Source organism: Extensimonas soli (assembly GCF_029211265.1).
GTDB classification, from domain to species: domain Bacteria; phylum Pseudomonadota; class Gammaproteobacteria; order Burkholderiales; family Burkholderiaceae_C; genus Extensimonas; species Extensimonas soli.
The window spans coordinates 136,603-154,066 of sequence record NZ_JARGEL010000008.1 but is presented as its reverse complement, the minus strand read 5'-3'; the positions used below and the strand labels follow the sequence as shown (position 1 = coordinate 154,066).

Annotated in this window: 14 protein-coding genes and 2 pseudogenes; 6 read left to right on the top strand and 10 right to left on the bottom strand. The window is 65.2% G+C overall.

What is annotated here, in order from left to right; genetic code table 11:
- Positions 1-429, top strand: a 429-nt coding sequence (locus PYV55_RS02305) for an integrase core domain-containing protein (protein ID WP_275848891.1), incomplete at its 5' end; no start/stop codon positions are given.
- A gap of 8 nt (positions 430-437) precedes the next feature.
- Here PYV55_RS02305 and PYV55_RS02300 read toward each other — a convergent pair.
- On the bottom strand, positions 438-1,784 hold the full coding sequence (locus tag PYV55_RS02300; protein ID WP_275848889.1) for a type II toxin-antitoxin system HipA family toxin: 1,347 nt from the start codon (positions 1,782-1,784) through the stop codon (positions 438-440).
- A gap of 3 nt (positions 1,785-1,787) precedes the next feature.
- Positions 1,788-2,054, bottom strand: a complete 267-nt coding sequence (locus PYV55_RS02295; protein WP_275848887.1) for a helix-turn-helix domain-containing protein — start codon at positions 2,052-2,054, stop codon at positions 1,788-1,790.
- Positions 2,055-2,274: 220 nt separating this feature from the next.
- Here PYV55_RS02295 and PYV55_RS02290 point away from each other — a divergent pair, with 220 nt between their 5' ends.
- Together PYV55_RS02290 and PYV55_RS02285 are read left to right on the top strand one after the other, a co-directional pair.
- Positions 2,275-2,403 (top strand): hypothetical protein, encoded by a 129-nt coding sequence (locus PYV55_RS02290; protein WP_275848885.1) that lies wholly within the window; start codon positions 2,275-2,277, stop codon positions 2,401-2,403.
- 227 nt (positions 2,404-2,630) lie between these two features.
- Positions 2,631-3,220, top strand: a pseudogene (locus PYV55_RS02285) (IS30 family transposase); the annotation flags it as partial.
- A gap of 363 nt (positions 3,221-3,583) precedes the next feature.
- On the opposite strand, the gene dnaB reads toward PYV55_RS02285, so the two are convergent.
- The 7 genes and pseudogenes from dnaB to map form a co-directional block, all read right to left on the bottom strand.
- A complete protein-coding gene (gene dnaB, locus PYV55_RS02280) occupies positions 3,584-4,999 on the bottom strand; it encodes a replicative DNA helicase (RefSeq protein WP_275848883.1) in 1,416 nt (471 codons plus the stop codon).
- Positions 5,000-5,138: 139 nt separating this feature from the next.
- Positions 5,139-5,591 carry a 50S ribosomal protein L9 gene (gene rplI, locus PYV55_RS02275; RefSeq protein WP_144732228.1) on the bottom strand — a complete coding sequence of 151 codons (453 nt, stop codon included), beginning with the start codon at positions 5,589-5,591 and terminating at the stop codon, positions 5,139-5,141.
- Between the two features lie 13 nt (positions 5,592-5,604).
- The gene (rpsR, locus tag PYV55_RS02270) at positions 5,605-5,886 is read right to left on the bottom strand and encodes a 30S ribosomal protein S18 (protein ID WP_144732225.1); all 282 of its coding nucleotides are present in this window, start codon (positions 5,884-5,886) and stop codon (positions 5,605-5,607) included.
- Positions 5,887-5,896: 10 nt separating this feature from the next.
- The gene (gene priB, locus PYV55_RS02265; protein ID WP_275848878.1) at positions 5,897-6,247 is read right to left on the bottom strand and encodes a primosomal replication protein N; all 351 of its coding nucleotides are present in this window, start codon (positions 6,245-6,247) and stop codon (positions 5,897-5,899) included.
- Between the two features lie 53 nt (positions 6,248-6,300).
- Complete coding sequence (rpsF, locus tag PYV55_RS02260; RefSeq protein WP_114481777.1) at positions 6,301-6,675, bottom strand: 30S ribosomal protein S6; 375 nt, start codon at positions 6,673-6,675, stop codon at positions 6,301-6,303.
- A 203-nt stretch (positions 6,676-6,878) separates the two neighbouring features.
- On the bottom strand, positions 6,879-9,539 hold the full coding sequence (locus PYV55_RS02255) for a [protein-PII] uridylyltransferase (RefSeq protein WP_275848873.1): 2,661 nt from the start codon (positions 9,537-9,539) through the stop codon (positions 6,879-6,881).
- Between the two features lie 170 nt (positions 9,540-9,709).
- A pseudogene (map, locus tag PYV55_RS02250) lies at positions 9,710-10,507 on the bottom strand (type I methionyl aminopeptidase); the annotation flags it as partial.
- Positions 10,508-10,730: 223 nt separating this feature from the next.
- On the opposite strand from map, the gene purL reads away from it, so the two are divergent.
- The 3 genes from purL to PYV55_RS02235 all read left to right on the top strand — a co-directional run bounded on the left by purL (position 10,731) and on the right by PYV55_RS02235 (position 16,504).
- On the top strand, positions 10,731-14,798 hold the full coding sequence (gene purL / locus PYV55_RS02245; protein ID WP_275848912.1) for a phosphoribosylformylglycinamidine synthase: 4,068 nt from the start codon (positions 10,731-10,733) through the stop codon (positions 14,796-14,798).
- A 5-nt stretch (positions 14,799-14,803) separates the two neighbouring features.
- Positions 14,804-15,766 (top strand): DUF808 domain-containing protein, encoded by a 963-nt coding sequence (locus tag PYV55_RS02240; protein WP_275848870.1) that lies wholly within the window; start codon positions 14,804-14,806, stop codon positions 15,764-15,766.
- 138 nt (positions 15,767-15,904) lie between these two features.
- Complete coding sequence (locus PYV55_RS02235; RefSeq protein ID WP_275848868.1) at positions 15,905-16,504, top strand: OmpW/AlkL family protein; 600 nt, start codon at positions 15,905-15,907, stop codon at positions 16,502-16,504.
- 116 nt (positions 16,505-16,620) lie between these two features.
- Here PYV55_RS02235 and PYV55_RS02230 read toward each other — a convergent pair whose 3' ends face one another.
- Complete coding sequence (locus PYV55_RS02230) at positions 16,621-17,448, bottom strand: DODA-type extradiol aromatic ring-opening family dioxygenase (protein WP_275848866.1); 828 nt, start codon at positions 17,446-17,448, stop codon at positions 16,621-16,623.
- Between the last annotated feature and the right edge of the window lie 16 nt (positions 17,449-17,464).

The window sequence follows — 17,464 nt, the reverse complement described above, 5'->3', positions numbered from 1 at the left end:
GTGCTGGCGATGCTCGATTGGCTGGGAGTCAAGCCCTCGTACTCGCGTCCGCGCGTGAGCGACGACAACGCCTATGCCGAGTCCTTGTTCCGCACGGCCAAGTACCGCCCGCAGTTCCCCGCCAAGGGCTTTGCCGACCTGGATGCCGCGCGCGCCTGGGCGGCTGGCTTCGTGCAGTGGTACAACCACGAGCATCGACACAGCGGCATCCGGTACGTGAGCCCCGCGCAGCGCCATGCGGGCGAGGATCGTGCGATCCTGGCGGCGCGACATGAACTGTATGCACGGGCTCGCCAGGCCCATCCGGCGCGCTGGTCAGGCAAGACACGCAATTGGTCGCCCATCGGCCCAGTCACCCTCAACCCCGAACGCGACTCGATCGTCCAGACGCATTCAGGCGACTCCGATAGACAGCCGGTGGCTGCATGAATGAGGCGTCAATTACCTTGACACGCGCCGAGGCGCTTGACCTGCTTACGCACGCCCTCAAAGATAGCCACAGCCACATCTTGCGGAAAACCCGGAGGTAACTGCCGGGTGACCGCCTCGATGGCCGGCTCAACCCGGGCAAGCAGTTCGCTGATGATGTCCTCTGCGTTCTCGCCCCAGCCACACTTGGCAGCCGTTGCGTTGAAGTGACGTCGCATGATGGTCGCCAAATCGTAGTGGCGGTTCTTACCGCTCAATGCCATGGCCAGTTTGGCATTTCTCCACGCCAGTTGGTTCTTCCCATTGCCTATGATGGGCCACGCGGAGAGCACGTCGTACATCGGCGTGAGCGCATAACTGCCACCCGCGAAAAGGCGGATGCTGAAATTCTTGGCATGACCGTCGGTGGCGGCCAGCAGCCAAAAGGCCACTTGACTTGACAGCAATGATTTCAAGTCGGCGCGGGCGTTTTGGGAGCCATTGAGCACCTGGGCAAGCTGCTCAATTCCTGGACCACCGTCGGCTTCGTACTTTTTGGCGGGGGTCACGCCCAGCGCCTGACAGAAGTCTTCTTGGGGTAGACGGAGCAACCATGTGCCCGATGGATGCATCCTGCGGTCGAATCGCTCCACTGCCAGTACCGGTGGGTGGTCAGCAAAAGTGACGATGTCCGCGTTGGCTACCTCGAACCCCAACGCGCCCATGAGCTTCAGGCACAGCCACTCGTTGTAGACCGATGTGCGCATATCCGCTTGCATGTTGCCGACCAAGCCCAGGGGCAGCTTGAGGATGTGCGTGGTGGGTGTGGCACCGAGCGGCTTCAACCATTTACCCCCATGACGCAGCAAAGCAGTCTTCTCCTGCGCGCCAGCAATTGAAATGCGAAAGTCCTGCTCCTTACCTTGATGACCAAACTGGCCTGTCGTGACGGTGTTGCGCAGAAGGGTAGCCACGGCCTCCTCATCAAGGACTTCTCCGTCTATGCGGTTGAAACCCGTTGGCTGTTCGTCAAGTGGCAGCAATTGAACGGCACCTACACAGTCCCTGCCAATGGCGGCCAGGAGGTCGAAGGTGTCCTCTGAGCCAGCGGCATAGCGTTGTGCCAGGCGCTTGCGGATTACACCGCGGTCTGGCAGCAGGTTGTCAAAGAAGTGCTCGACTCGGTCGCCACGAATCGGTTCGTTGCCTACAAGTGGCAGGGGTAACGACAGTGACAACGGCCGGGCGGAGCGAGACGCCAGCCAGCTATCTTCGTAACGTAACTCCATCGGTCGACGAGTTGCTGGAGTCCAGCGGCCCACCAGTTCGCCATTAGCCCAAATGGCCAGCGGTTGGGAGCTTCCACGGCGCCCCATGACTTACCAGTCCGCCTGCTGGGAATCGGTAGCCTGCTGGTCTTCGTCACGTGGCTGAATACTCAGCTGCAGTCCCAGTTGGTTACAGATGTCCAGGAGTTGGTCCACACTCAATGAGCCTGGCGCGAGCTCCAGCTCAGACACACGCTTTTGGCTCAGACCCATTCGTGCCCCGAGTTGCGCCTGCGTGAGCTTACGGCTCTTGCGTGTGCCTTGCAATAGGGCCCCCAGTTGAGGGGCGGTGGCAATGGGCTGGATTCTGTTGGACATGGCTTACCGCTATTAGAAGTAAAAGCATATTACCGGAATAACCGGTTAAAAGCAAATAGTGGCTTATCCGGTATTTGCACCACAGCCCTGCGCAGCCTCTTGCTCCAAGAAGAAGGTTGAACGAGAGCATGGCCGTGTCTCATCGGCGAGCCCGAGATTCAAGGCCATTCAAAAACTGCGTACTGAGGCGGTCATGTCGTCAGTGCAAGGTGGCTTCGCAATGACGGGCGCCTTCGCGGCAGGCCTGTTGTCGCAGGCGCCTTTCACGTACACTGCGCTGGCGGTCTGGCGTTACTTTTTGGTGGCACATCAGCGTTACTTCGGAGAATTTTTCCTTGTAAATCAATGACTTACAAGGAATCCCGCCCTCTCCGCCATTACATAAGCCTAAGTGATTGATTCATTTAGGCTTTTTTATTTTCTGGCTTTTTCGGTATGCTATCTGGTATGCCATGGCATGGTGGCTGTTGTCAGGCGTTTTTGAACGGCGGGCTCAAATCTGAAGTGCAACACCACCCCATCAGGTAAATTACACAGATGAGCCCCAGATACACGCAATTACAGCCGTAAGAACGCATCATCCTCACCTCACTGACCCAGCAAGGCCACAGCCAACGCTACATTGCCCAGCTGCTCGGGCGCAGCCCCAGCACCATCAGCCGTGAACTGCGGCGCAACGCGGAGCCACAAGGATACGCCTACTGCAGCGCACAGCAGCGCTGCCAGCAGCGGCGCATCGCCGCCCGCCCCTTGCCCAAACTGCATGCCGGTGGAGCCCTCTGGTTCCTGGTCAGCAGCCTTCTGACCTGGTGCTGCTCACCACAGCAAATTGCCCACACACTGCGGCGCACGCCCCCCCATGATCCCTCCCGCCGCATCTCACACGAGAGCATCTACAACGCCATCTACGCACACCCCAAGGGCGAGCTGAGAAACAGCTCCGCCTTGCTGCGCCAGGGCAAGAGCACGCGCCGGCCACGCTCGGCAGGCAAGGGGGCCGGCATGGGCAGATTCCCGAGATGCTGAGCATTCATGTCCGCCCGCCCGAGGTGCAAGATCGGGTCATGCCTGGACACTGGGAGGGCGACCTGATCAAGGGCGCGGGCAACCGGTCGTCTGTGGGCATGCTGGTCGAGCGCTGCACGCGCCTGGTGCTGCTGTGCAAGAGGGGATTCGCTGTATCAGGCGTTCTCGCAGCTGATGCAGGCTATCGGGTTACGCGAAGCGGATAACATTCACTGATCCTCAAATGGTGGTGTTGCACTTCTGATTTGAGACCGCCCCTCACCAGTGACCAAACCGCACCAGCCACCTCGCCAGCATTCCGCACTTCATAGCCAATCTGGGTGGACCCTAGTGTAGTGTTCGACGCTATCTGCGACATAAAACCGCGTCTTTTCGGCCCGGGCCGCGTTGCAAATCCTCGCGATACCACCCGGTATCGCTGCGGTTTGCGCCTTGCCCAGACCAAAAATCCATCGGTTTTATTTGTCGCATCAAGCATCAAACACTGCACTAGTGATGAGTGCTCAGAAATCGTCGCTCGAGCCCATCGCCAGGCTCTCGAAACGCGTTTGCGACTTCTGGAAGAACAGCTTCACGGTGCCCGTCGGTCCGTTACGCTGCTTGCCGATGATGATCTCGGCTACGTTGGGCTCTTTGCTATCTTTGTTGTAATAGTCGTCGCGGTAGATGAACATGATGATGTCGGCATCTTGCTCGATCGCGCCCGATTCGCGCAGGTCGCTCATCATGGGGCGTTTGTCGGTGCGCGATTCGACGCTGCGGTTGAGCTGCGAGAGCGCGATCACCGGGCATTGCAGTTCTTTGGCCAGCATCTTGAGGCCGCGCGAGATTTCGCCGAGTTCGGTGGCGCGGTTCTCGCCCTCGGAGCTCGCGGAGCCGCTCATGAGCTGCAAATAATCGACCACGATCAAACCGAGCTTGCCGCACTGGCGCGCGAGGCGCCGCGCATTGGCGCGCAGCTCGCTGGGCGTGAGGCCAGGCGTCTCGTCGATGTGCAGCGAGACGTTGCGCAGGCGCTCTATGGCTTCTGTGAGGCGCGGCCATTCTTCGTCGCTGAGCTTGCCGGTGCGCAAATGCCCCTGGTCTATGCGCCCGATCGAGCCCACGATACGCACGGCGAGCTGCGCCGCGCCCATTTCCATCGAAAAGATCGCCACGGGCAAGCCTTCGTTGAGCGCGACGTGCTCGGCAATGTTCACGGCAAAAGCCGTTTTGCCCATGGAGGGGCGCGCGGCCAGCACCACCATGTCGCCAGCCTGCAGGCCCGAGGTCATGCGGTCGAGGTCTATGAACCCCGTGGGCACGCCGGTGATGTCGTTGGGGTTGTCGGCCATCTCCTGCACGCGGTCGAGCAGGTCGACCACCAGCGTGTCCATTGCCTGGAAGCCGCGCTTCATGCGCGCACCTTCCTCACCGATGTGGAAGATTTTCTGCTCGGCCTCGTCGAGCACCTTGTCCACAGGACGGCCCTGCGGGTTGAAGGCGCTGGTAGCGATTTCGTCGCTCGCGGTGATGAGCTTGCGCAGGATGGCGCGCTCGCGCACGATCTCGGCGTAGCGGCGGATGTTGCTCGCGCTGGGCACGTACTGCGCGAGGCTGTTGAGGTAGCTCAGGCCGCCAATTTCCTCGGCCTTGCCCAGGCCTTGCAGGTGTTCATAAACGGTGATGACGTCGGCGGGCTTGCTTGCGTTGACCAGGCGCGCGATGCCAGCGTAGATCAGCCGGTGCTCGTAGCGGTAAAAGTCGCTGTCGAGCAGCAAATCGCCCACGCGATCCCAGGCATGGTTGTCGAGCAGCAGGCCGCCGAGCACGCTCGACTCGGCCTCGATCGAGTGCGGCGGCACACGCAGTTGCGCAGCTTGCGGGTCAGGCGCCGGCAAGGCATCGGCTTCATCAAGAGGAGGGAAAACAGCAGACATGGGTTTACTTGCGAAAGGACAGCCAACTGAATGGCAATGGTAGTGTGCTGCCCCGTAAATAGCTGCACACCAGCGGTGTCAAAAAACACAAAGGCCGCCCGAGGGCGGCCTTTGATTTGCTGTTGGAATCTGATGCGGCTCAGGCCGTTTCGCCATAGACCGAGACGTTGACATCGACCACCACGTCGGTGTGCAAGGCCACGCTCACGGACGAATCGCTCACGGTCTTGATGGGGCCGTTGGGCATGCGGATTTGCGCCTTCACGAGCTTGAAGCCGAGCTTGTTGAGCTCTTCGGCGATGTCGTGGTTGGTCACGGAGCCGAACAGGCGCCCATCGACGCCAGCTTTCTGCGTGAGCTTGACGGTGACGCCGGCGAGCTTTTCGGCTTCGGCCTGAGCCTGGGCGAGCTTGGCTGCGGCGGCCTTTTCGAGCTCGGCGCGCTTGGCTTCGAACTCGGCCTTGGCGGCCGCCGTGGCGCGGCGCGCACGCCCCGTGGGGATCAGGAAGTTGCGGGCGTAACCGTCCTTGACCTTGACGATTTCACCGAGGTTGCCAAGGTTCACGACCTTGTCGAGCAGGATGACTTGCATGGACGGGGCTCCCTTAGATCTTGTGCTGGTCGGTGTAGGGGACCAGGGCCAGAAAGCGTGCACGCTTGATCGCGGTGCTGAGCTGGCGCTGGTAAATGGCGCGCGTGCCGGTCAGGCGCGCGGGGATGATCTTGCCGTTTTCGGCGATGAAGTCGCGCAGCGTATCGACGTCCTTGTAGTCGATCTCTTCGACGCCTGCGACCGTGAAGCGGCAAAAGCGCTTGCGCTTGAACAGAAGCGATTGGGTGTTGCGCTTGGGGCGCTTGTCGTTGCTGGTTTTCTTGAACGTGGCCATGGGGGACCTCTCAAAATGAATCTGGATCGGGTTGCATGTCCTGGATGTGAAGCACGATCTGCTTGCGCTGGCGCGGCGTGGCCAAAAAACCTTCGAAGCGCCAGCGGCTGCCCAGCTCCAGCTGCGCGAGCCGCTCGGCCTGTACGCCAAAGGCGACGGCCTTGAGCATCAGCTTGACTTCGCGCGGCTGGCCGGCTTCGCTTTGCTGCGACTCATGCTCGAGCTGCACGGTGATGGCCGGCATGCCGGCGGGCGTGTAGCGCATGGGTTCGGCTTCGGCGATGCGTGCGCGCAGCACCAAGCGGTTGAGCGTGCGCTCGTCCGTGCTGCTGGCGACGCGGTCTTCGCGGTGCTTTTCCACTCCCAGGAAGGAATCTGTACGATGAACTTTGCGCGGTTGCGCTCAGGGCACCATCAACGCTCTGCGCCGCTGTGCTCGGCCTGGCCGGCCTTGCGGGCTTCTTCGCGCTCTACGGTTTTCATCATGGACGAAGGGCCGGTTTCGGCTTTCTTCTTTTGCACCGTCAGGTGGCGCAGCACGGCGTCGTTGAACTTGAAGGCGTGTTCGAGCTCGGCCAGCACGGCCTGGTCGGCTTCGATATTCAGGCACAGGTAGTGCGCCTTGGCGAGCTTGTTGATCAGGTAGGCCAACTGGCGGCGGCCCCAATCTTCCACGCGGTGCACTTTGCCGCCGCCGGCGGTGATCATGCCCTTGTAGCGCTCCAGCATGGCTGGAACCTGTTCGCTTTGATCCGGGTGGATCAGCAAGATGATTTCGTAATGACGCATGCAGACTCCTTATGGATGAAGCCACCCGCTGCGTGAAGCTTGCGCTTTGCGTCGGCAGGCGGTGTGGCAAGGGAAAACCGCAGATTATAGCCGGACATGGGCTTTCATCCGTACTTGGTACTTGGCTTGTACGCGCCGTGGCTGCTCCAGCACATTCCGGGTGTCCGGCCCGGGTTCTGCGCCGCAGACCCGGCGCAGCGCGCTCATTCCGACAGGGCGTCGAGCAACTCGGTTTCGATGGCGATCTGCCGCGTGTTGTCGCGCAGTTCCGCGCCGGCGATGAGAAAGCTGTCTTCGACGCGCTCGCCCAAAGTGGTGACCTTGGCCAGTTGCACGCTCAGCTGGTGCTGTGCAAGAACGCGCGCAACGAGGTAGAGCAGCCCCGCGCGGTCGCTCGCCGAGATGCTGAGCAGCCAGTGCTGCGCCTTTTCGTCGGGCTGCAGCGTGACGCGCGGTGCCACGGGGAAGCTCTTGACGCGGCGCGAGACGCGCTTGCGCGCTGGCTCGGGCAAGGGGCCGGCGTCTTGAATGGCACGCACGAGGTCGTTTTCGACCATGTGGATGAGTTCGCGGTAGTGGCCCGGCTGGTTCGATGCCACGACCTGGAAGGTGTCGAGCGCATGCCCCGTGCGCGTGGTGTGCACGCGTGCGTCCAGGATGCTGAAGCCCGCGCGGTCGAAATAGCCGCAGATGCGCGCAAACAGGTCAGGCTGGTCGGGCGTATAGACCAGCACCTGCAAGCCTTCGCCTGCGAGCGACTCGCGCGCGCGCACCACGGGATAGGATGCATTGACGTGGCGCGAGAGGTGGCGCGTGTGCCAGGCGATGTCGGCGGCCTCGTGGCGCATGAAGTAGCGCACGTCCAGCGTGTCCCACAGCGCCTTGTGCGCCTCGAAGGGCTGCGCGTGCAGGTTCAGCAGCACCAGCGCCTCACGCTTGCGTGCCTCGACCTCGGCCGCGGGGTCGGGCGCGCGCCCGCCGAGCACGCGCAGCGTGGCGCGGTACAGGTCTTCGAGCAGCTTGCCTTTCCAGGCGTTCCAGACCTTGGGGCTGGTGCCGCGGATGTCGGCCACGGTGAGCAGGTATAGCGCCGTGAGGTAGCGCTCGTTGCCCACGCGCTGCGCAAACGCGGCGATCACCTGTGGGTCGGAGAGGTCTTCCTTTTGCGCGACGCGGCTCATGCTGAGGTGCTCGCGCACGAGGAACTCGATCAATTCAGCGTCTTCGCGCGCGATGCCGTGCTGGCGGCAAAAGCGCCGCGCCTCCATCGCGCCGACGAGCGAATGGTCGCCGCCGCGGCCCTTGCCGATGTCGTGGAACAGCGCCGCGACGTAGAGCAGCCAGGGCTTGTCCCAGCCCGCCGCGAGCTGCGAACAAAACGGGTATTCGTGCGCATGTTCAGCAATGAAAAAGCGCCGCACATTGCGCAGCACCATGAGGATGTGCTGATCGACTGTATAGACGTGGAACAGGTCGTGCTGCATCTGCCCCACGATGCGCCGAAACGGCCACAGGTAGCGCCCGAGCACCGAGGTCTGGTTCATGAGCCGCATGGCGTGCGTGATGCCCGCGGGCTGCTGCAGGATGCGCAAAAAGGTGGCGCGGTTCACCGGGTCGCGGCGGAACTGCGCATCCATCAGGCCGCGCGCGTTGTAGAGCGCGCGCAGCGTGCGCGCCGACAGCCCCTTGATGCCCACCGTGGTTTCGTAGAGCAAAAAGGTTTCGAGGATGGCGTGCGGCGCGCGCTGATACAGGTCGTCGCTTGCGACTTCGATCAGGTTGGCTTTTTCGTAGAAGCGCTCGTTGATCGGGCGCAGTGCGTGCGTGCTGGGGTTGAGGCGCTCCTCGATGTTGCGCAGCAGCACCTGGGCGAGCTGCGCCACGGCCTTGGCGGCCCAGTAGTAGCGGCGCATCAGGCTCTCGCTTGCGCGCATGGGCAGCGGGCTGCCGTCGGGCGCCTGCGAGCGGTAGCCAAAGGATTCGGCCACGGCGGTTTGCAGGTCGAACACGAGCCGGTCTTCGCGCCGCCCGGCGAGCGCGTGCAGGCGCGCACGGATCAGCGACAGCAGCGCCTCGTTGCGCGCAAGGTGCCGCACCTCGATGGCCGTGGCCATGCCGCTCGCGCCGAGCTCGCGCCAGTTGCGGCCCAGGCCCGCAGCGCGCGCCACCCACAAGATGGCCTGCAGATCGCGCAGGCCGCCGGGCGACTCTTTGCAGTTGGGCTCGAGCGCGTAGGGCGTGTTTTCGTACTTGGTGTAGCGCTGGCGCATCTCCAGCGTCTTGGCGATGAAGAAGGCGTGCGGATCGATCTGCGCGCGGAACTGCTGCCCGAACTCGTCGCACAAGGCGCGGCTGCCACAAATCCAGCGCGCTTCGAGCAAGGAGGTCTGCACCGTCACGTCCTGCGCCGCTTCGGCCAGGCACTGCGCCACGGTGCGCACGCTGGAGCCGATCTCCAGCCCCGCGTCCCAGCAGCTGCCGACGAAGCGCTCTATGCGTGCGCGCAAGCCGTCTTCGCACTCGGGGCTGCAGCCCGCCGGCAGCAGCAGGAGCACGTCGATGTCGGAGTACGGAAACAGCTGCGCCCGCCCGTAGCCGCCCACGGCGAGCAAAGCCATGTCGGGCGGCAGGCCGGCGTGCCGCCACAGCGTGCGCAGCAGACCATCGGCCAGCGTGGCAAACCTGCGCAGCAAGGCGTGGATGTTGCGCGTGGAGGCTCCGCCCCCTTCCTGCAACTGCGCCAGCAATGCAGCCTTGTCGCGCCGGTAGGCGTCGCGCAGGGTTTGCAGGGCCGGCGCATCGTGCGCCAGCGCGGTATCGGACGAGGCTGCGGTGGGGGGCGGGCTGGCGGGGAGCGATGACATGCCGGCGTCCTATGCAAAAAGCATGCGCGTAACGATCACGGCCACCGCCAACGCGACGGTGCGGTTTAGGCCGGCACGGTGGGCGCTGCGGCTGCAGGGGCGGCTGGGCCCGCTGCGGCAGCCCCGACGGTCGGCTGGCCTGCGCCACGCGGGCGGGCAATCTCGGGCGGCACGAAAGCGGGCGCGGGCGGCGCACCGGCCGAGAGGCTCAGCACCTCGACGCCAGTTTCCGTCACGAGCACGGTGTGCTCCCACTGCGCCGACAGGCTGCGGTCTTTGGTGACGATGGTCCAGCCGTCGCTGCCGAATTCTTTGACCTCGCGCCGGCCGGCGTTGATCATGGGTTCTATGGTGAACACCATGCCGGGGCGCAATTCTTCGAGCGTGCCGGGGCGGCCGTAGTGCAGCACCTGCGGCTCTTCGTGGAACTTGCGCCCTATGCCGTGGCCGCAAAATTCGCGCACGACCGAGTAGCCATGCCCCTCGGCGTATTTCTGGATCGCGTGGCCAATGTCGCCCAGGTGCGCGCCAGGGCGCACCTGCAGGATGCCCAGCCACATGGCCTCGTAGGTCACGGTGCACAGGCGCCGCGCCGCGATCGAGCCCTCACCCACGACATACATGCGGCTCGTGTCGCCGTACCAGCCGGCCTTGGTGACCACGGTGACGTCCACATTCACGATGTCGCCCTTCTTGAGCGGCTTGTCGCTGGGGATGCCGTGGCAGACGACCTGGTTGACCGAGGTGCACAGCGAGGCCGGATACGGCGGATAGCCGGGCGGCTGGTAGCCCACGGTGGCCGACACCGTGCCCTGGCGCGCCATGCACTCGGCGCCCAGGCGGTCGATTTCTTTGGTGCTGATGCCGGGGCGGATGTGCGGGGCAATATAGTCCAGCACTTCGGCCGCGAGGCGGCAGGCTTCGCGCATGCCTTCGATGTCCTCGGCGGATTTGATGGTGATGCTCATGCGAATGATTATCCCATCGGGCTTTTGACCTTGCTGGGTGGGCGCCATGCCTGCCGCAGCTTGCAGTGCCAGAAATTGGCACGCAGGCGCACGCCAAGGCGCTCGGTAAAATCGCCGCCCTGCCCTCTTGGTATTTCGTTCCCGCCCGGCCGACCTGCCGTTGAAAACGCGGGCACGCCGCCGCACCGCCACACCTTCCCATCCCTTCGACCAGGCCGCCACCGTGACCTTGCACCTGACCCAGTTTGCCGGGGGCAATGCCCTCAGTCCCTTTCGCGCCCAACGGCTTGCGCCGGCGCTGGCTGCCATCCACCCCAAAATCAGCGGCATCCGCGCACGCTTCGTGCACCTCGTGGCCACGGACGAGGCGCCCACCCCCGCGCTGCAGGGGCGCCTGGCCGCACTGCTCGAATATGGCGAGCCGTATGTCCCAGCCCCTGGCAGCGGCGCCGAGCTGGTGCTCGTGGTCACGCCGCGCCTGGGCACGGTCTCGCCCTGGGCGTCCAAGGCGACAGACATTGCGCGCAACTGTGGCCTGCCCGCGCACCGCATCGAGCGCGTGACCGAATACCACTTGCAGTTCGATGCGGGCTTGTTCGGCAAGGCACCGGAAATCTCGCCCGCGCAGCGCGAGCGCATCGCTGCACTCTTGCACGACCGCATGACCGAATCCGTGCTTGCCAGTTGCGACGAGGCGAAGGCGCTGTTCAGCCCACTGCAGCCCGAGCCGCTCGCGCATGTCGACGTGCTGGGGCGCGGCCGCGCCGCACTCGCAGCCGCCAACCGCGACTGGGGCTTGGCGCTGGCCGAGGATGAAATCGACTATCTGCTCGATGCCTTCACGCGCCTGGGTCGCAACCCCACCGACGTGGAGCTGATGATGTTCGCGCAGGCCAACAGCGAGCATTGCCGGCACAAGATTTTCAACGCCGACTTCAGCATCGACAGCGTGGCGCAGGAGCACAGCCTGTTTGCCATGATCCGCCACACGCACCGCCAGGCACCGCAGCACACCATCGTGGCCTACAGCGACAACGCCGCGGTGATGGAAGGCGGCGCCGTCGAAGTTTTTGAAGCCAAATCGGCCTCTAGTCAAGGCACATCAAGCGCAAATAGCTATCAAAAGGAAAGCGCCCTGCGCCACGTGCTGATGAAGGTGGAAACGCACAACCACCCCACGGCGATCAGCCCTTTTCCGGGTGCGGCCACGGGCGCGGGCGGCGAAATCCGCGACGAGGGCGCGACGGGCCGCGGCGCGCGCCCCAAGGCCGGGCTCACGGGCTTTTCCGTGGGCAAGCTCTGGGGCGGCCTGGCCGACCAGCCCGGCGGCAAGCCTGAACACATGGCCAGCCCCTTGCAAATCATGACCGAGGGGCCGCTGGGCGGCGCGGCCTTCAACAACGAGTTCGGCCGCCCGAATCTGGCTGGCTACTTTCGCGAATACGAACAGCGCGTGGGCGAGGTGCAGCGCGGCTACCACAAGCCCATCATGATCGCGGGCGGCCTGGGCAGCATAGACGCGCGGCTCACGCACAAGATCCCCTTCCCCGCGGGCACGCTGCTCGTGCAACTGGGCGGGCCCGGCATGCGCATAGGCATGGGTGGTGGCGCGGCCTCGTCGCTCGCGAGCGGCACCAACGCCGCGCAGCTCGACTTCGACTCGGTGCAACGCGGCAACCCCGAGATTCAACGCCGCGCGCAAGAGGTCATCAGCGCCTGCCAAGCGCTCGGCGATGGCAACCCCATTTTGGCGATCCACGACGTGGGCGCGGGCGGGCTCTCGAACGCCTTTCCCGAGCTCGTCAACGACGCCGGACGTGGTGCGCGCTTCGACCTGCGCGCCATCCCGCTCGAAGAATCGGGCCTTGCGCCCAAGGAAATCTGGTGCAACGAGAGCCAGGAGCGCTACGTGCTCGCGATCGCGCCCGCGTCGCTCGCCGCGTTCGAGCAGCTGTGCGCGCGCGAGCGCTGCCCCTTCGCCGTGGTCGGCGTGGCCACCGAGCCGCGCGAGCTCATCGTCGAAGACAGCGCCACGCCAGACGACCCGCAGCACGAGCCCGTGCACATGCCCATGGACGTGCTGCTCGGCAAGCCGCCCAAGATGCAGCGCGACGTGCGCCGCGTGCGCCGCAGTAGCCCCCCTCTCGAGCTGACCGACGTGGCGCTGCAGCAGGCGGTGATCGACGTGCTGAGCCACCCCACGGTGGCGAGCAAGCGCTTTTTGGTCACCATCGGCGACCGCAGCGTGGGCGGCCTCACGCACCGCGACCAGATGGTCGGCCCCTGGCAGGTGCCCGTGGCGGACTGCGCCGTGACGCTCGCGGACTTCAGCGGTTTTGCCGGCGAAGCCATGGCCATGGGCGAGCGCACGCCGCTGGCCGCGCTCGACGCGCCGGCCTCGGGCCGCATGGCCGTGGCCGAAGCCATCACCAACCTGCTCGCCGCGCCCATCACGCTGCCGCGCGTCAAGCTCAGCGCGAACTGGATGGCCGCGTGCGGCGAGCCTGGCGAGGACGCCGACCTGTACGCCACCGTGCGCGCCGTGGGGCTGGAGCTGTGCCCGGCGCTGGACATCTCGATCCCCGTGGGCAAGGACAGCCTCTCGATGCGCACGCAGTGGCAAGGCGAAGACGGCGCGCTGCGCAAGGTCACCTCGCCCGTGAGCCTGATCGTGAGCGCCTTTGCCACGCTCGCCGACGTGCGCGGCACGCTCACGCCGCAGCTCGACCGCGACGAGGCCGACACCACGCTGGTGCTGATCGACCTGGGCCGCGGCCAGTGCCGCATGGGCGGCAGCATCCTCGCGCAGACGCTGGGCCAAAGCGGTGACGTCGTCCCTGACCTCGACGATCCGCAAGACCTGGTGCGCCTCGTGGCCGCCGTGAACCAGTTGCGCGCCGAGGGCCAACTCCTCGCCTACCACGACCGCAGCGACGGCGGCCTGCTCGCCTGCGTGGCCGAAATGGCCTTTGCGGGCAAGGTGGGCGTGGCGCTCAACGTCGACATGCTCATCACCGAAGGCGACGGCATCAGCGACAGCCGCGCCGATTACGGCGACGCGAAGAATTGGGCCAGCCAGGTCAGCGCGCGGCGCGAAGAGCTCACGCTCAAGGCGCTGTTCAACGAAGAGCTGGGCGTGGTGCTGCAGGTGCGCACGGCCGAGCGCGACGCCGTCATGCAGACGCTGCGCGCGCACGGCCTCTCCAGGCACAGCCACTTCATCGGCAAGACGCGCCCCGCGCACGCGCCGATTGCCACCGGCGCGGGCGAGCTGCAAATCTGGCGCGACACCAAGCTGGTCTTCAATGCCACGCTCACCGACTTGCAGCAAGTCTGGGACGGCGTGAGCTGGAAAATCTGCCGCGAGCGCGACAACCCTGCCTGCGCCGACGCCGAGCACGCCGCCGCGGGCGCCGCGCACGACGGCGGCCTGCACGTGTACCTGCCCGAAAGTTTCCAGCAAAAAGTGGCAGAAACCGAGGCGCAGCAAGCGCTAGCAGCTACGCACACGATAGCAATCGGCGGCGCGCGCCCCAGGGTGGCGATCCTGCGCGAGCAGGGCGTGAACTCGCACGTCGAAATGGCCTACGCCTTCGACACCGCAGGCTTCGAGGCCCGCGACGTGCACATGAGCGACCTGCAAGCCGGCCGCGTGCAGCTGGCCGACTTCCAGGGGCTGGTGGCCTGCGGCGGCTTCAGCTACGGCGACACGCTGGGCGCGGGCATAGGCTGGGCGCGCAGCATCACCTTCAACGCCGCGCTGGCCGCGCAGTTCCGCGCCTTTTTCGCGCGCGGCGACACCTTTGGCCTGGGCGTGTGCAACGGCTGCCAGATGTTTGCCGAGCTCGCCGACATCATCCCCGGCGCCGAGGCCTGGCCACGCTTTACCACCAACCAGAGCGAGCGCTTCGAGGCGCGCCTGGCGCAGGTCGAAGTGCTAGCCTCACCGAGCCTGTTTTTTGCCGGCATGGCCGGCGCGCGCCTGCCGATCGCCATCGCGCACGGTGAGGGCTACGCCGACTTCCGCCATCGCGGCAACGCCAGTCAGGTGCTGGCCGCGATGCGCTACGTCGATCACCTCGGCCAGCCGACCGAAGCCTACCCCTTCAACCCCAACGGCAGCCCCGGCGGCCTCACCGCCGTGACCACGCCCGACGGGCGCTTCACGGCCCTGATGCCGCATCCCGAGCGCGTGTTCCGCAACCTGCAGTTCAGCTGGACGCCATTGCCCCAAAACGACTTCAGCCCCTGGATGCAGATCTGGCGCAACGCGCGCCGCTGGGTGGGGTAACTCTCATGGCCATTGGCAGTCTGCTCGCCCTGCTCGACGACATCGCGACCATCCTCGACGACGTCGCCCTGATGACCAAGGTGGCCGCGCAAAAAAGCGCCACCATGGCCGACGACGTGTCGGTGCTCACCAAGGTGGCGGCGCAGAAGACGGCGGGCGTGCTCGGCGACGATCTGGCGCTCAACGCCCAGCAAGTGACTGGCGTGCGCGCCGACCGCGAGCTGCCCGTGGTCTGGGCCGTGGCCAAGGGCTCGCTCATGAACAAGGCCATCCTCGTGCCCACGGCCCTGCTCGTGAGCGCTTTCGCCCCTTGGGCCGTGACGCCGCTGCTCATGCTCGGCGGTGCGTATTTGTGCTACGAGGGCGTGGAAAAGCTCGCGCACAAGTTTCTGCACAGCGCGCCGCACGACGCGGCCGAGCACGAAAGCCACGTGCTGGCCAATGCCAACGCAGCGCTGGATTTGGTGGCCTTCGAAAAAGACAAGGTGCAGGGCGCCGTGCGCACGGACTTCATCCTCTCGGCGGAAATCATCACCATCGCGCTGGGCACCGTGGCGGCGGCGCCGTTTGCGCAGCAGGTGGCCGTGCTCGTGGGCGTGGCCGTGCTCATGACGGCGGGCGTCTATGGTCTGGTCGCGGGCATCGTCAAGCTCGACGACCTGGGGCTGTGGCTCGCACGTCGGCGCCAAACCTTGCTGCGCACGCTGGGTCTCGCCATCGTGCAGGCCGCGCCCTGGCTCATGAAAAGCCTCTCGGTCGTGGGCACGGCGGCCATGTTCCTCGTGGGCGGCGGCATCCTGGTGCACGGCATTCCGGCGCTGCACCACGCCATAGCGGGCCTGGGCGCTGGCGCCGGCGGCCCGTGGCACTGGCTGCTGCCTGCGCTGTGCAACGCTCTGGTGGGCGTGGTCGCAGGCGCGCTGGCGCTCACAAGCGTTGCATTGGTGCAACGTTTGCGTCGCATTTAGCGCAACACGCCGCGCACCAAAGGCATCCGTTGCGCGGCAGCCGCCTAGTATTTGACTTGCAGCAAGGTTTACGCATCTAATCAGCGCTGCAATACGACTACGGGGGTCGTCCCCGTGCAACCGCACCATGAGATTCCTATGAAAAAGAAACTGCTTGCTTTGGCCGCTCTTTGCGCAATGACTTCCGGCGCTGCTTTCGCGCAAGAAATGCCGGGCCCCTGGATGGTTCGTCTGCGTGCCGTGCGCGTGAATACCGATCATGGCGGTGCCGCTGGTGATGCCGGCGTGAAGGTCAGCAGCAAAACCATCCCCGAGGTGGATGTCAGCTACTTCTTCACGCCCAACCTGGCGGCTGAGCTGATCCTGACCTATCCGCAAAAACACACCGTGCGCCTTGGCGGCACCCCGGTCGGTTCGCTGAAGGAACTGCCGCCCACGCTGCTGGGCCAATACCACTTTACAGGCCTGGGTGCATTCAAGCCCTATCTGGGCGCAGGCGTGAACTACACACGCTACTCCAGTGTCGATATCGCGGGCGGTGCCGTGTCGATCAAGAAAAGCAGCTGGGGCCCTGCGCTGCAAGCCGGGCTTGACTACGCGCTGGACAAGAACTGGGTGCTCAACTTCGACGTCAAGAAGGTCTGGATGGACACGAAGGTGACGGGCGCTGGTTTGAACGACGCCAAGTACAAGGTCGATCCGTGGCTGATCGGCGTGGGCGTGGGCTATCGTTTCTGAGGCCCGGAGGCCGCGGCGCTGCAGTGGCAGCGCTATTGGTCGCAATGCTCTTTGGGTGAAAAGCCGGTGCATGCACCGGCTTTTTTATTGGCTGCTCTGCCTGCGCAGTTTGCAGCTCAATCGAAGCGAAACGCCGACACCACGGCGCTCATCACCGTGTCGCAAAACACCTTGCGCCCGTCGCCCTCGCCCGCCGCGCCAGCCGCTACGTGCAACGGCAGCAGGTGTTCTTCGGCGCGCGGCGGGTGCGACTGGCGGCCCCAGGGCGCACTCGCGCGCTCCCAATCTGCGAGCAGCGCATTGCGCTCAGGCGCGGGGCGCGTCACGGCGTCGGTGAGCCATTCGTCGAAAGCCGCGCTGATCGGCGTGGAGCGCGGGTTGCCGTAGCCGCGCATGTTGTGCCAGCTCATGCCGCTGCCGATGATGAGCACGCCCTCGTCACGCAAAGGCACCAGGGCCTGCCCGAGCCGAAGGTGCGCGCCCGCGTCAAGGCTGCTGAGCAGCGACAGCTGCAACACGGGCACGTCGGCCTCGGGGAAAGCGACTTTGAGCGGGATGAAGGTGCCGTGGTCGTAGCCGCGGCTACCGTCCTGTGCGGGCGCAAAGCCCGCCTGCGCCAGCAGCGCGCTCGCACGCTCGGCAAGCCAGGGCGCGCCGGGCGCGGGGTAGGTGAGCTGGTAGGTGTGCGGCGGAAAGCCGTAGTAGTCGAACAGCAAACCAGGCTGCGCGGCGCTGCCCAGGCTCGGCTGCGGCGCAAGCCAATGCGCCGTGACCAGCGCGATCGCGCGCGGCCTGGCCGGCAGACTCGCCGGAATGCTGCGCAAAAACGCCGCCATCCTGTCCCAGGTGCCCGGCGGGTCCCAGTCCATGAAAAAGCACGGCCCGCCGCCATGCGGGATGTAGAGCGTGGGCATGCGCGCGGTGTGGTGGGTGGGGTCGTTCATGGGCATCCAGACACAG